The 13,383-nt window shown below is 67.0% G+C and carries 15 protein-coding genes; 9 read left to right on the top strand and 6 right to left on the bottom strand.

Going from position 1 to position 13,383, the window contains the following annotated elements; translation table 11 throughout:
* The first annotated feature begins 173 nt into the window (after positions 1–173).
* A complete protein-coding gene (locus HWX08_RS05620; RefSeq protein WP_174922969.1) occupies positions 174–974 on the top strand; it encodes a hypothetical protein in 801 nt (266 codons plus the stop codon).
* Here the strand turns inward: HWX08_RS05620 and pip are convergent.
* A complete protein-coding gene (gene pip / locus HWX08_RS05615) occupies positions 971–1,903 on the bottom strand; it encodes a prolyl aminopeptidase (RefSeq protein WP_174922970.1) in 933 nt (310 codons plus the stop codon). The genes HWX08_RS05620 and pip overlap by 4 nt on opposite strands.
* A gap of 291 nt (positions 1,904–2,194) precedes the next feature.
* Here pip and HWX08_RS05610 point away from each other — a divergent pair, with 291 nt between their 5' ends.
* The 8 genes from HWX08_RS05610 (at position 2,195) to HWX08_RS05575 (ending at position 7,755) form a co-directional block, all read left to right on the top strand.
* A complete protein-coding gene (locus HWX08_RS05610; RefSeq protein ID WP_069259667.1) occupies positions 2,195–2,443 on the top strand; it encodes a response regulator transcription factor in 249 nt (82 codons plus the stop codon).
* Between the two features lie 7 nt (positions 2,444–2,450).
* Positions 2,451–2,606, top strand: a complete 156-nt coding sequence (locus HWX08_RS05605; protein WP_236858380.1) for a LuxR C-terminal-related transcriptional regulator — start codon at positions 2,451–2,453, stop codon at positions 2,604–2,606.
* A gap of 169 nt (positions 2,607–2,775) precedes the next feature.
* Complete coding sequence (locus HWX08_RS05600) at positions 2,776–3,138, top strand: hypothetical protein (protein WP_174922971.1); 363 nt, start codon at positions 2,776–2,778, stop codon at positions 3,136–3,138.
* Positions 3,139–3,248: 110 nt separating this feature from the next.
* Entirely contained in the window at positions 3,249–4,556 is a 1,308-nt protein-coding gene (locus tag HWX08_RS05595; RefSeq protein ID WP_084636113.1) for a DUF2589 domain-containing protein, read from the top strand.
* 61 nt (positions 4,557–4,617) lie between these two features.
* Entirely contained in the window at positions 4,618–5,478 is an 861-nt protein-coding gene (locus tag HWX08_RS05590; RefSeq protein ID WP_174922972.1) for a hypothetical protein, read from the top strand.
* Between the two features lie 4 nt (positions 5,479–5,482).
* Positions 5,483–6,124, top strand: coding sequence for a DUF2589 domain-containing protein (locus HWX08_RS05585; RefSeq protein ID WP_174922973.1), 642 nt, complete (start codon positions 5,483–5,485; stop codon positions 6,122–6,124).
* Complete coding sequence (locus tag HWX08_RS05580; RefSeq protein ID WP_069259672.1) at positions 6,121–6,360, top strand: hypothetical protein; 240 nt, start codon at positions 6,121–6,123, stop codon at positions 6,358–6,360. The genes HWX08_RS05585 and HWX08_RS05580 overlap by 4 nt, the downstream gene beginning before the upstream one ends.
* Before the next feature lie 243 nt (positions 6,361–6,603).
* A complete protein-coding gene (locus HWX08_RS05575) occupies positions 6,604–7,755 on the top strand; it encodes an acyltransferase family protein (protein ID WP_174922974.1) in 1,152 nt (383 codons plus the stop codon).
* A gap of 27 nt (positions 7,756–7,782) precedes the next feature.
* Here the strand turns inward: HWX08_RS05575 and HWX08_RS05570 are convergent, their stop codons facing one another.
* The 5 genes from HWX08_RS05570 to HWX08_RS05550 form a co-directional block, all read right to left on the bottom strand.
* Complete coding sequence (locus HWX08_RS05570) at positions 7,783–8,601, bottom strand: PA3715 family protein (protein ID WP_174922975.1); 819 nt, start codon at positions 8,599–8,601, stop codon at positions 7,783–7,785.
* Between the two features lie 87 nt (positions 8,602–8,688).
* On the bottom strand, positions 8,689–9,753 hold the full coding sequence (locus HWX08_RS05565; RefSeq protein ID WP_174922976.1) for a 2-aminoethylphosphonate aminotransferase: 1,065 nt from the start codon (positions 9,751–9,753) through the stop codon (positions 8,689–8,691).
* A complete protein-coding gene (gene aepY, locus HWX08_RS05560) occupies positions 9,753–10,934 on the bottom strand; it encodes a phosphonopyruvate decarboxylase (RefSeq protein WP_174922977.1) in 1,182 nt (393 codons plus the stop codon). Before aepY ends, HWX08_RS05565 begins: the two co-directional genes overlap by 1 nt.
* Positions 10,931–12,616 (bottom strand): phosphoenolpyruvate mutase, encoded by a 1,686-nt coding sequence (gene aepX, locus HWX08_RS05555; protein WP_107313514.1) that lies wholly within the window; start codon positions 12,614–12,616, stop codon positions 10,931–10,933. The genes aepY and aepX overlap by 4 nt, the downstream gene beginning before the upstream one ends.
* A complete protein-coding gene (locus HWX08_RS05550; protein WP_069259678.1) occupies positions 12,613–13,380 on the bottom strand; it encodes a phosphocholine cytidylyltransferase family protein in 768 nt (255 codons plus the stop codon). Before HWX08_RS05550 ends, aepX begins: the two co-directional genes overlap by 4 nt.
* Positions 13,381–13,383 lie beyond the last annotated feature (3 nt).

Raw genomic sequence — 13,383 nt, 5'->3', positions numbered from 1 at the left:
CATATGTGGCACACGGGCGGCGCGGCTGACCGGATCGAGGAGTATGCTTTCGGTCCGACCGGCTCTTCGACGCTGCCTCACGCTCACGACCGGCACTGCCATTCCCGCATCCCGCCGCTATACGACGATTCGCATGATCGCGTATCACGTCACTGCTGCAGTTCGTCCCGTTCATGCTGTTCGTCCAGCACGAGCGATCGCTGAATGCGCTTTCGGCGTGGTCGTGGCAGTTCCGAGTGTTGCAGGGCGCGTTGTTCGTGTCGGCGATTGCGGGGCTGGTCAGTCACGTCGCACTTGCGTTGCGTCGCCGCTGGGGACGCACGCTCGCTCTGGCGACCTGGGGCGCATGGTGTGTCGTGTGGCTCCTGTTGTCGACGTGGGTCCCGGTGCTCGTCGGGTTGCCGTTCGGCATCATCGGATTCGCGCTGATGTACAACCGGCCCCGCAGCGACTACCTGAGCCTGCCGCAGATCACGCCGGGTTCGACGGTGCGGCGCTTCGTGTCTTTCGGTCTGCTGGCCGCAGCGTCGGCACTGTATTACTGGGCGATATCGTATGCGGCGGCCCATACCGGCGCTTTCGCCTACATCATTCCGAATATCCGGCCGAAGAATCTGCTGCAGGCGGCGGCAGTCCTGCTGGTTCTGGGCACCGCCATCGCGCCGCGCGGGCGGCGCATGTGGAACTGCGGCATGGCGCTGATGACGGCTGCGACTGCGATGCTGGGCATGCCGGCGGGCTGCGTGTCGATCGCGACACCGCTGGTTCGCCATATGCCGCAGGAATATCAACGCATGGCGGTTGCCATTCCGTGGCAGCCGATCATGGTCTACGTGGCCTTGACGTTCTGTGTTGCGCTGGTGCTGATTCGCGTGACGAAGCCGCCGGCGCGTAGCGACTGGGAGCTAGGGGCGAACTCCGACGCGCCTGCGGATCCGGCGCGGGGAAACGACTTCCTGATGTCGCGCGGCTAGTCCGCGAACCGGTCCGTCGCCGCGATCAGCGCTTCCAGGATTCCCGGCTCGTTGTATGCATGCCCGGCGCCGGGCACGATCTCGAACGTCGCATCCGGCCAGGCCTTCGACAAATCCCACGCGGTGCGCGCAGGCGTCGCGACGTCATAGCGACCCTGCACGATCACGCCCGGAATGCCGGCCAGGCGATGCGCGTCGCGCAGCAGCTGGCCTTCGTCGACGAAGCCCTTGTTCACGAAGTAGTGGTTCTCGATGCGCGCGAATGCGAGCGCGTAGCGACCGTCCGCGAAGTGCGCGGCGAGTTCGGGGTCGGGCAGCAGCGTGATCGTGCGGCCTTCCCAGATGCTCCACGCGCGCGCGGCTTCGAGCTTCGCGGCTTCGTCGTCGCCGGTCAGCCGGCGATGGTAGGCCGCCATCAGGTCGCCGCGCTCGGCTTCCGGAATCGGTGCAACGAAGGCTTCCCACAGATCGGGGAACAGCCACGATGCGCCTTCCTGGTAGTACCACAGCAACTCCGCGCGACGCATCGTGAAGATGCCGCGCACGACCAACGCGCTCACGCGCTCGGGATGCGTTTCCGCGTACGCGAGCGACAGCGCGCTGCCCCACGATCCGCCGAACACGAGCCACTTTTCAGCGCCGACCATCTCGCGCAGGCGCTCGATATCGGCGACCAGATGCCACGTCGTGTTGTTCTCGAGGCTTGCGTGCGGCGTCGAGCGCCCGCAGCCGCGCTGGTCGAACAGCAGGATGTCGTAGCGCTGCGGATCGAACAGGCGGCGATGGTCGGGGCTGCAGCCCGCGCCGGGGCCGCCGTGCAGGAACACGGCTGGCTTGCCGGCCGGGTTGCCGCAGCGCTCCCAGTAGATGCGGTGGCCGTCGCCGGTGTCGAGATGGCCGTGGGCGTAGGGTTCGATCGGTGGGTACATGACGTTTCCTGATTGAAAGGTCGGTGAGATACCGGGCAACCGGTGCCGGAAGCAGATCGCCATTATGCCCAACTCACCCGAACGACGTGTTCCGCCCCCGGCATCGCGGACGATCGTCATCCCCGTCGAGCGCGATTGAAAAAATCCGTAAAAAAACGCATCGCGTCGTTCACGTTTTTCGATTCAATATGTCGTCGCATTTCATGCGTGTGCCACGCGTGAAATGCGCGTCATGACGCTGGCCATGCGTCGCGAATCAATGAGAAATCAAAATAATTCCGGGGATTGTGAATGGAAAGCGATTCTCTGACGAGGAAAGAGCGCGAGATCGTGTCGTTGATCGCGCGGGGGATGCGCTGTACGGAGATTGCCGCGGCATTGGGGGCCGCGCCGATGACGGTGCGCAAGCACCGCGCGAACATCGTGCGCAAGCTCGGCCTGAGCGGCACCGCGCAGCTGGTGGCCTACGCGGTCGAACACGCGCCGCCGCTCGCGGACGACCTCTCTCGTTGCGAAGATCGCCGCGCTCGGGCCGCGTGAGCGGGATGTGCTGCGCCTGATCGGCGCCGGGTTCGCGAGCAAGGAAATCGCAAGATTGCTCGACGTCAGCCCGCGCACGGTCAGCAAGCATCGTGAAAACATCATGCGCAAACTGTCCATTCACGAACTTGCCCGTCTGGTGAAAATCGGCCGTGAATTGTGATGCCGGCGATTGCCGTTTTCGCTACGCAATCGGAGGTATTGAGGGGTATTCGTATTCGGCGCAATTTGAATGCCGGGCGGATATCGCATTGCATTCGCTCATCAGCGGGCGAATGCGCAATATTCCGAGGGCGAATTCACCCGATTTTCATCATGAAAAGGAGTGAAAAATGGAAGGCGAAAATACGATTGTCTGGAAGGACGATCGCACCACGCAGCTTGCCATGGCGCAACGCGTCAATCAGTTCGGCGGAGAGTTCCTGGTCGACGTCCTCGATCCGCAGCAGATCAAGGAGTGGACGAAGCTGCTCGAACCGCGGGCCGCCGAGGATCTCGCGGAAGGCGATACCGCGCTGTTCACGTGGCCGTTTCGTCCCGTGTCGAACGCCGCGATCTACGGCGGCGTGGTGGTCTCGTCGGTCAGCACGTTCGCGCTGCTGACCGGTTTTGCGATCTGGCGGCGCTACAGCGTGGATGCGGAACTGAGCCAGAACCGGATGCGCTTCCGCCTGCGTCCGCCGCCGCACGCATAACGGCCGGCCCGGCCGCCGCCCGTTCGGGCGCGGCGGCCGCGTGACGTACCGCACGCGCCGGCGGGACAGCACGGCGGCGCGCGCGGAACCGAAATCACAGGAGATCCATCATGCCAGTTGACAATTCGGCGGCCGAGTCCGCCCGGAGTCTGTTGAACGGTATCGACTACAGCGCCCTGATCGGCGGCCCGTTGCAGGCCGCGATCACCGCGCAGGCGATGGCCGCGAAATCCACCTACGAATTCATCGACAAGGTCGGCCTCACGACCGACACCGACGGCGTGAAGCAGGCCGTCAACGTCACCTTCCTGTACCAGAAGGATGGTCAGATGGTGAAGCTGATCGTGCCGCTGCTGACGATCGTGCCGGTGCCGCTGATCCTGGTCGACGAAGTGACGATCCAGTTCAAGGCGAACATCAACGCGGCCGCGTCGTCGACGTCGGAAGAGTCGAAGTCGGAGGCGATCGCGGGCGAACTGTCGGCGCAGGGCAAGATCGGCTGGGGGCCGTTCAGCCTGTCGGCGCAGATGAAGGCCAGCTACTCGAGCAAGAAGGATTCGAAGGCGACGCAGGATTCGCGCTATTCGGTCGAGTACACGCAGGACGTGTTCGTGCACGCGTCGCAGGCCGGCGTGCCGGCCGGGCTCGCGACCGTGCTCAACATCCTGTCGAGCGCCGCGACCGGCGCGAGCCGCAACGGCGACATGCAGGTGAGCCCGGCGCTGTCCACCGTGATGTCCGGCGATCCGTCGCAGCAGCAGATGCTGCAGGTGCGCCTGCAGAATTCGAGCGGGCTGTTCGCCGGCAATACGGAAGTCGTGTTCCAGATCGATCCCGCGCTCGCGGACAAGTTCAGGATGAGCCGCGCGCCGTTCGGTTCGTCCATCCCGTTCGATTCGGCCGGCAAGGTCACGGCGTTCAGGACCGACGGCGACGGTTCGTTATCCGTCCTGTTCTGGGCCGAAGGCGACGTTCCCGAGCAGGCGATCGACCTGACGGTGTCCGCGTCGATCCCCGCGCCGGACAGCGGCAAGACCGACGCCAAGTCGGTCGTCGTGCCAGTGCGCATCCTGCACCGGTTGCCGCCGCCGGTGCCGCCTTCGCTCAGCAGCGAGCCGGCGACGCTCTCGATCGCCAAGGACCAGTTGGGCAAGGACGTGCTGACCGCGCGGAAACCGGACGGCACGCCGGCGGCGGGGGTCCCGCTGAAGTTCGCGTTCGACGCCGGCGGCAAGGCCTTCGAGGTCAAGGCGCACAACGAGGACGTGACGAGCGTCCCGCCCAAGACGGATGGCGCCGGCAAGGTCGAGATCGAGTGCAAGGCGCTCGACGACAGCAGCCAGTCGGTCGTGACCGTCAGCGCGACGATCGACGGCGTCACCGTGTCCACGACCCTCACGCTGCAGGCCAAGCCCTGATCCGCCCGCTGTGACAACCCGCCCGCGCCGGCCTGCCGGCGCGGGTCAGAGGAGAACACCGATGACCAATCTGCGGGATATCGCCGCCGCGTTCCTCGACAGTCTCGCGGGCGCGCAGCACGACGCGAACCTGTATTCGAAGCGCCTCGCGGTGAAGTATCGCGAGGATCCGTTGCTCCAGTATTTCCCGGTGCCGAACGGCCTGCTCGACGAGGCGAACGTGACGCTGCGCTTCGCGGTGCCGCCGGGCGCGGACAGCGCCGGCGGCGACGAACGGGCGGCGCGGCTCGATCCGGACACGCCGGCGGCCGATGCGTTGCCGTCGCGGGTCGCCGTCGCCGATCTGGCGACGGAGGCCGGCGCGCTGCTGCTGCGGGATCTGGCCGGCGCACTCGGCCCCGTGCGCGGCGCGAGCGGGACGGCCGGCGCGCGCGACGACCGGCTGCGCGACCGGATCGACGCATTGCGTTCGTCCCGTGTCGCGCGCGAGCTCGGCAGCAACCTGCACGCGCTGCTCGGCGACGCGCTGACACAGGTCATGCGCGGCACGCCGCCGTCGCTCGACGCGCTGCGAGCCGGCTTGCTCGACGTGCTCCACGCGTCGCTCGACGACAGCCTCGCGGACGTGTTCGACGCGGACGATCGCACCGATGCGGGGCGCGCGTCGTTCGAGGCGGCGCTCGACAGGAGCTGGGCGGCGCTGGACGACCTGATCGCGGCGGCCGCCGAGCGGCAGCGCGGCATCCAGGCGGAGGCCGCGCGCGTGCCGTCGCTCGCGGTGACGCTGGACCCGGCCGCGCTGCAGGGCATTCCGGCCGAATTCGTGCAGACGCTGACGCTGCGCGCGAAGCTGCGCAACTACAAGTGGGTGCTCGTCGGCGAAGGCGGCCGCGAGCGCGACGAACTGGTTGTCACGGAGTGATGCCATGACCGATTCCATCAGCCCCGTTGTCGATCTGCAGTACCTGTTCGCCGCGCCGATCGAGGCCGTGATCGAGGCCGACTTCATGGCCGCGCGCCAGTTCGTCCAGTACGTTCGCGAGTTCGGCTTCGTCCGGAATCCGTCTCGCCGCTGCGCGCCGGGGGAGCCGGACGACAGCGACTTCGGTGATCTGCGGATGATCACGTTCTACTACGAACAGGTGATCGACAAGTACCGGACCGAATGGCGCCGGGTGCAGGTTCCGGTGCTGTCGCTGATTCCGCTGCCGCTGCTCGAAGTGAAGACCGCGACCTTCGATTTCGGCGTGCGCCTGCTGCTCGCCGAGCGCGTGAAGACGACGTGTGCGATCCCGCTGCTGCCCGGCGATGCGGACGACGCCGCGCCGCGCCAGTACCGCTGGAGCGCGATGCTCGCGCGCGGCCGGCCCGAGGCAGGCGGCAGTGCGCGCGAGGACGTGTCGCCGTTTCTCGAGGCGAACATCGGCGCCAAGGTCGAGGTCGGGCAGGCCGGCATCCCGGCCGGCATCGGCAACCTGCTGGCGCTGCTGGGCATGAATGCCCAGGTCGGCGGTGCCGGCACCCAGGCCACCGGCGACGGTGGCGACCACTCCAGGAGGGAGTCATGAAGACGAGCGAGAAGATGCTGAACGACGCACCGGGTTTCATGTGTCCGGTCTGCGCGCGCGGGCGGGTGAAGCTGTCGCTGGCGGATTTTCTCGGCAGCAGCGACGTTCGCTGCCCGATGTGCGGCACGTCGTTCCAGATGGACAAGACGGGCTGCGCGGAGCTGGTGGACCGGCTGCAGGATCTGCAGGTTGCGCAGCAGAACGTGCGGCTGCTGGAGAAGAAAGCCGACCGGTGACGGCGGCGCCGCGACCCTGCCGCGGTCGGCGGGTCGCGGCGATGCAGCAAGCGGCTGGCGTTGCGCGCCGCCGCGGACCGGTTGGCACGGGCGGCACGGGCGGCACGCGTTTCGCGCGCGGCATCGGGATTTTTGAAGCAATTTCATTCGGATATTTTTCATACAAAATCCCGGCGGCGGATCGGCGTGCCGAAGCGGGGCGCCGGTTGGCCGCCCCTCCACCGTGCCAACGGAAACCAGCCGATGAATCATCGCGTCACGCAGTTGACCGGGTTGCGCGCCGTCGCGGTGGCGATGGTCGTGATCGGACACGCCGAGCACGTGCTGCCCGGCGGCTACACGGGCTGGTACGCGCCGTTGCGGCTGTTCGCCGACGGCCGGCTCGGCGTACTGATCTTCTTCGTCCTCAGCGGCTTCCTGATCACCACCGTGTTGCGCGCCGAGTTCGCGTGCACGGGCGGCATCGCGCTGACGTCGTTCTACGTGCGCCGCGCGCTGCGGATCTGGCCGGCCTGCTACGTGTATCTCGCGGCGGTCGCGATCGTGGCCTGCGCCGGCGGGTTCGACGTCGACCGCCGCCAGTGGCTGTATGCGGCGCTGCATCTGTGGAATTACTCGGCGTGGTTCGGGCTGACCGGCGACAACACGCCGCATCCGGACGGCGCGTGGTATCTCGGCCATTTCTGGTCGCTTGCGCTCGAGGAGCAGTTTTACTGGTTCTGGCCGCTGCTGTTCGTGTACGGGATGCGGCGTGGCGGCACGCGCTGGCTGGCTGCGTTGATCCTGATCGTGCCGCTCGTGCGCGCCGTCACGTATTGCGTGGCGCCCGCGCTGCGCGGGCAGCTCGGGATGATGCTGCACACGGGTGTCGATCCGATCCTGATCGGCTGCTACGCGTCGCTCAACCGCGAACGGCTCGAAGCGTGGATTCGTTCGTGGCGCAACGAGACGCGCATCGCGACGGCGATCATCGCGGTCGTGTTGATCGGCATGCCGCTTGCCGAACATCGGCTCGGCGGATTCTGGAATGCGACGTACGGTGTGACGCTCGAAGCCGCGCTGATCGCGATCGTGATCGTCGTGCTGAATTTTCGTCGCGAGTTCTGGTGTGCGCGATGGTTGCGTACGCGGCCTGTCGTGTTCGTCGGTACGATCTCGTTCAGCCTTTATCTTTGGCAGCAGCCGTTTGCGAATCCGGATCTACCGGTTCCGCATGCGTTCCCGCTTGGAATCGTGTGGGCGTTGCTGGCCGCGACGGCCAGTTATTTTCTCGTTGAAAAACCGTTCCTGCGGCTGAAGGATCGGTTTGCGGCGCGCGAGACGCGGCGCGTGCGCGACGATGCGCTGCGGATGCCGGCGTCGGGCGACGCGATCGGAGCGAAGGTGGCGGAGTAGGCGGGCAGGAAGTTGCCCGCCGCGTTCCTACCTGAATCGCTTCATCGCGGCGGGCGAATACCAGAAGTTTCGGAACATATCGATTCCATATGACTTGCCGTCGTAGTGGACGATCGTGCGCGTCGTGCGCTTTCCCGTATCCGAGTATTCGCGGTCTTTGCGCTGCGACTGCGTGATGTGCGCCGTGATCGACAGATCGGCGAAGCCGTGACTCGATGTTTTCTCGACGGCGATCGTCATGCGGGCGTCTTCGCTGCGCGCGTCGCCCACGCCAGGGCCGCAGGCTTCGCCTTCAACGCTGACCCAGCCATAGAGGTTGGTGCCAAATACCGGACGGATGCGGTTGCTTTCGCGTACCCACAGCGTCAGTTCCTCGCTGGCATCGGCATCGGGACAACTCGGCCCGCGCGCGCTGCTCGTGAACACGACGCCGAATGCACGCACGTCGGGCGACAGTTGGTACCGCGCCGTATCGATGCGATAGCTGTTCTCGCCGATCTCCGTCGCCGCATCCTCTTCGACGACCGACTTTTCGGCCGCCACGACCTTGCCGCCCTCAACGAGCGCGATGACCTGCAACTTGTGGCTTTCGTCCGGGTTCTTGCTCTTCGGCAGCGAATCGAACGCGACGGCCGAGATCGTCGTTTCGGGCGCATTCGGCATGACCTTGCACGCTGACGCGACGACGAGCCGGTTCGTGTCGCGTGCGGCGACGCGCGCGTTCGTGATGCCGGCCCAGCGGGCGACTGCGACGACGGTTGCGTCGTCGCAAGTCTGGTTGTCGGCTGCATGAGCGGCGGGGGCGGTGGCGAGCGCCAGCAGCGGGGCGACGTGCAGGATTCTCATGGTGGCGACGGGAAGCAATCCTTATCAAATTTCTCGGGATGAGAAAAGGCCCTCGCGGGCCTTTTCAGATGAAGGAGCGGGCAACGCTTACTGCGTCAACGCCGTAAACCCGTCCAGCAACCGATCGACGTCAGCGGCCTGAATCGCGCCCATCGTCGAAATCCGGAACAGCTCCTTCGACAACCCGCCTTGCCCCGCGTAGATCACGAAGCCGCGCGCCTTCAACCCGTCGTGCAACGTCTCGTACGTCACACCTTGCGGCAACCGGTACGCACGCAGCACGACCGACGATTCGCCTTCCGGCAACACCAGCGGCATCCCGCGCGCAGCCAGCCCGGCTTGCGCCTGATCGGCGAGCGCCTTGTAATGCGCATGCCGCGCACGCCAGCCACCGGCTTCGTCAAACTCGCGCAGCGCCTCGACGAGCGCGTAATACGCATGCACGGAAGGCGTGAACGGCGTATTCCGCTGATCCTGCAGCTTCGCGAGACGGCCGAGGTCGAGGTAGTAAGTACGGCTCGCCGCCTTCACGAGCGCGCTACGGCGCACGATCACGAACGCCGCGCCCGGCACACCGTGCAGGCACTTGTTCGCGGTTGCCGCAACCGCGTCGATATCGCCGCCGGCGAAGTCGATCGCTTCCGCGCCGAAGCTGCTGACGCCATCCACGAGCATCTTCACGCCGCGCGAACGGCACACGTCGGCGATCGCACCGAGATCGTTCAGCCGGCCCGTCGTCGTTTCGTGATGAATCACCGCGACATGCGAGTACCCGCCCGCATCGAGCTTTGCGCCGATCTGCGCGAGATCCGGCGCCTGCATCCACTCGTGCTTCAGCACGTCGTGCGCGATCCCGTACTGCGTCGCGATCTGCGTGATCCGCTCGCCGTACACGCCGTTTTCGATCACGAGCAGCTTGCCGTCCTGCGGCACGAGCGCCGCGATCATGCTTTCGACGGCGGCCGTGCCCGAGCCCGTCATCAGCACGGCCGTCCACTCCGCCGGATCGAGCTCGTACGCGGCGACGAGACGCTGGCGCGCCTCGTCCTGCAGGTCGAAGAACTCGCTTTCGCGATGGCACAGATCGGGTTGCAGCAGGCTGCGGCGCACGCGTTCGGTGAGCGTGACCGGGCCGGGGTTCAGCAGCAGCATCAATGGGCTCCTTCAACGTGGGCTTCGGTCTGCGCGGCGCCGATGTGCCGCATCAGACGGGTCTTGACCTCGACCGGCGTGACGGTCGGGCGGGGTAGGCCGTCGGGCACGCCGGTGCGGATCGCCAGGCGCACGAACTGCACGCCGTCGGCCGGCGCGGCAAGCGCCGCGTCGAGCACGTCGAGCGTGTCGCCTGCGAGCGCCGACGCATAGCCGCACGCGGCAGCCACGCCCGCGAACGAAACATGTTGCGACACCGTCGCCTGGCCGCCCGTCGACTCGTGCGCGCCGTTGTCGAGCAGCACGTGCGTCAGGTTCGCCGGGCCGTAGGTGCCGAGCGTCGCGAACACGCCCATGCGCATCAGCGCGGCGCCGTCGCCGTCGACTGCAACCACGCGCAGGTCGGGGCGCGCGAGCGCGAGGCCGAGCGCGAGCGGCGTCACGCAGCCCATCGAGCCGACCATGTACAGCTGGTTCGGGCGATCGTCGATCGCGTAGAGTTCGCGGCCGCAGAAGCCGGTCGACGCGAGCACGACGGTCGAATCGACCGGCGTGTGCGCGATCACGCGCTGCAGCGCGTCCTGGCGGGTCGGCCACGCGTTGGCCGACGCGGCGCGCGCCGACGCTTGCGCGGCCACGTGCGCGCGCGGCTGCGCCGCCGGGTTCGCTTTCAGCTCATACGGCGCGACGCTGCCTTTCTGCATCACGAGCGCGTACGGGCGGCCCGTCGCGTCCATGTGCGCGATCGCGCGGTCGAGTGCCGGGCCGACCTGTTCGGGGTCGGTCGGGAACGTCTCCCACGGGATCTCCATCGTGTCGAGCATCGCGGGCGTGATCGGGCCCATCAGCGCGTGCTGCGGCTCGTCGGCCACGCCGGGCTGGCCGCGCCACGTGACGATCAGCAACTGCGGCAGGCGGAACGTCCACGTGAGCGACGTGAGCGGGCTCACCGCGTTGCCGAGCCCCGAGTTCTGCATCATCGCGATGCCGCGCTTGCCGCCGAGCGTCGCGCCTGCGATCAGCGCGACCGCGTCGCCTTCGTTCGCGGCCGACACGTAGTGCAGCGTCGGGTCCTGCAGCACATAATTGATGAACGGCGTCAGGTACGAGCAGGGCACGCCCGCGTACCAGTCGAAACCGCGCGCGCGCGCGGCCTCGACGAACTGGGCCGCTTCGATCATTGCGCGCCCCCGTTGCCGGCGCCCGGTTCGGACAGCGGCGTCTGGCCGTGCGCGAAGTCGCCCGCGCGGCGGAAGTCTTCGAGATCGTTGACGCCGCGCCAGTGGCCGTGCACGTACTGCACCTCGATCTTCTCGCCGGCTGCGACGAGTTCGTTGAGCAGCGCAGGGATGTCGAGCGTGTCGAAGTCGGGGCGCGCCTGCAGCGTCGCGAGCATCGCCTTCAGGCGCTCCACGCCTGCGCCGCGCACGTTCAGGAGACCGATCCAGCGGCCGTGCGGCGTGCCTGCGGCGACGTCGCTCGACACGCGTTGCAGGTACACCTTCTGGCCGAACAGGCCGCGATCGTCCTCGGCCGAGCAGAGCGCGAAATCGCGCACGCTCTGGTTGGTCTCGGTGAGCGACGAATCGACCACCACGCTGAACTCCGCCTCGCTTTCCGCGAGGTCGCGCACGATGTAGCTGCGGAACAGCAGGTCGCCGTACGAGATCACGGTGTCGCCGGTCAGGCGCTCGGCCGCGCACGCGAGCGACGCGAGTTCGCCCGTCTGCGCATGGCGTTCGTTGACGACGAGCTTGATGCCCGACGTGTCGATCGCGTCCGCGCGATAGCCGCCGACCACGGTGATGTCGTTCACGCCGTGCGTCTTGAAGCCGTCGACGAGCCAGCGCAGCAGCGGCTTGCCGGCGACCGGCAGCATGACCTTCGGCTTGTCTTCGGTCACGGCTTCGAGGCCCTTGCCGCGGCTCGCGGCGAGCACGATCGCGGCGTTCGACGCGCGCGACGACGACGACAGGTAGATGCGCTCGGCCGCCGAGTATTCGTCGGCGTCCTGCAGGCGGAAAATTTCGTTGACCGATGCGACGCGGTCCTCGACGTTGATCAGCGTTTCGCTCTCGTGGATTTCACGCGCGGTCGCCTGCATCGCGGACGCCGATGCGCGGATCAGGTGGTTCGCCCAGATCACGGTGCTGATGCCGGCCTGGCGGAACACGTCGGTCGGCGTGCTGTAGTACTTGGTCGGCACGATCACGAGCGGCGCCTTGCCGCTCCATTCGCGCGCGAACTGCAGGATTTCGTCCGGGCGCGACAGCTTGCTGTGGATCAGGATCGCATCGGCGCCGGCTTCCGCGTACGCGTTCGCGCGGCGCAGCGCCTCGTCCATCCCCCAGCCCGCGATCAGCGCCTCGACGCGCGCGACGATCGAGAAGTCGGGATCGGTCTGGGAATCCTTGCCGGCCTTGATCTTGCCGCAGAATTCGTCGATTTCGGCGAGCGGCTGGCGCTCGCCGCCGATGAAGCTGTTCGTCTTCGGGAACTGCTTGTCCTCGATGCACACGCCCGCGATGCCGCGCTGTTCGAGCTTCTTCACGAGGCGGCGCACGTTGTTGAAGTTGCCGTAGCCGGTGTCGCCGTCGAGCAGGATCGGCAGGTCGCTCGCGTCGGCCATGAATTCGAGCACGTCGACGACCTGCGTCCAGCTCGCTTCGTTGTTGTCGCGCACGCCGAACTGCGCGGAAATCGCGAGGCCCGATGCCCAGATCCCCTTGAAGCCGGCTTCGCGGACGATCCGCGCGGACAGGCCGTTGTGCGCTTCCATCAGGAATTCGAGGTCGCTGCTGACGAGCATGCGGCGCAGGCGCGCGCTGCGCGATTCGGTGAAGTTGGGTTCGCGTGCGTTCATCGTGCGGCTCCTGCGGTAGTACGTTGAATCAGGGGAAGGATTTCTTGCGTGGCGCGTGCGACGTCGTTCGGGAAGTCGATCTCGATCCACGGCGATCCGGTCACGTCGGCGACGTCGAACGCATGACCGCCTTCGAGCAGCAGGTCGCGCACGGCTTCCTCGTGCGGCATGTTCGCGCGGCCGCTGTCGACGTAGCCCGCGACGATCGCCGCGAGGCGGCGCGCGGTGCCTTCGGTGAAGCGGAAGAAGCCGACCGATTCGCCGATCGTGTCGTAGTCGAGGTCGACCGCGAGCTGCTTGCGCAGCTCGACCGGCACGCCGTTCTTCAGGCACAGCTTGACGGGCTCGTCGCCGGCCTCGAAGTCGCGGTCGATCAGCAGGCGGTCGACCGCGCGGTCGGCATCGGCCACCAGCGCATGCAGGATGTTCTCGTCGTACAGCACGTCGGCGTCCATCAGCAGCACGTCGCCGCCGCGCGTCATCGCGTCGGCGACGGTATGCACGGTCAGCACGCTGCCGAGGTCGTAGCGTTCGTTGATCACGATCTCGGCCTGGCGGCCGAGGCGCTTCAGTTCCTGTTCGACCTTCTCGGCCTGGAAGCCGAGCCCGAGCACGATCTCGTCGACGCCGGCGGCATCGAGCACGCGCAGATGGCGCTCGAGCAGCGACACGTCGTCGAAGCGCAGCAGGCACTTCGGGAACTGCGCTTCGGGCGGTTGTTGCAGGCGCAAGCCGAGGCCTGCCGCAAGAATGATGGCTCGCATGGG

Source organism: Burkholderia metallica (genome assembly GCF_902832845.1).
GTDB classification, from domain to species: Bacteria; Pseudomonadota; Gammaproteobacteria; order Burkholderiales; family Burkholderiaceae; genus Burkholderia; species Burkholderia metallica.
Note: the sequence above shows the minus strand (reverse complement) of the source record. Positions and strands in the feature narration are given on the sequence as shown.

Coding starts and splice junctions, on each gene's coding strand:
- HWX08_RS05620 (WP_174922969.1), top strand. CDS start 174: ATGCTGTTCGTCCAGCACGAGCGATCGCTGAATGCGCTTTCGGCGTGG.
- pip (WP_174922970.1), bottom strand. CDS start 1,903: ATGTACCCACCGATCGAACCCTACGCCCACGGCCATCTCGACACCGGC.
- HWX08_RS05610 (WP_069259667.1), top strand. CDS start 2,195: ATGGAAAGCGATTCTCTGACGAGGAAAGAGCGCGAGATCGTGTCGTTG.
- HWX08_RS05600 (WP_174922971.1), top strand. CDS start 2,776: ATGGAAGGCGAAAATACGATTGTCTGGAAGGACGATCGCACCACGCAG.
- HWX08_RS05595 (WP_084636113.1), top strand. CDS start 3,249: ATGCCAGTTGACAATTCGGCGGCCGAGTCCGCCCGGAGTCTGTTGAAC.
- HWX08_RS05590 (WP_174922972.1), top strand. CDS start 4,618: ATGACCAATCTGCGGGATATCGCCGCCGCGTTCCTCGACAGTCTCGCG.
- HWX08_RS05585 (WP_174922973.1), top strand. CDS start 5,483: ATGACCGATTCCATCAGCCCCGTTGTCGATCTGCAGTACCTGTTCGCC.
- HWX08_RS05580 (WP_069259672.1), top strand. CDS start 6,121: ATGAAGACGAGCGAGAAGATGCTGAACGACGCACCGGGTTTCATGTGT.
- HWX08_RS05575 (WP_174922974.1), top strand. CDS start 6,604: ATGAATCATCGCGTCACGCAGTTGACCGGGTTGCGCGCCGTCGCGGTG.
- HWX08_RS05570 (WP_174922975.1), bottom strand. CDS start 8,601: ATGAGAATCCTGCACGTCGCCCCGCTGCTGGCGCTCGCCACCGCCCCC.
- HWX08_RS05565 (WP_174922976.1), bottom strand. CDS start 9,753: ATGCTGCTGCTGAACCCCGGCCCGGTCACGCTCACCGAACGCGTGCGC.
- aepY (WP_174922977.1), bottom strand. CDS start 10,934: ATGATCGAAGCGGCCCAGTTCGTCGAGGCCGCGCGCGCGCGCGGTTTC.
- aepX (WP_107313514.1), bottom strand. CDS start 12,616: ATGAACGCACGCGAACCCAACTTCACCGAATCGCGCAGCGCGCGCCTG.
- HWX08_RS05550 (WP_069259678.1), bottom strand. CDS start 13,380: ATGCGAGCCATCATTCTTGCGGCAGGCCTCGGCTTGCGCCTGCAACAA.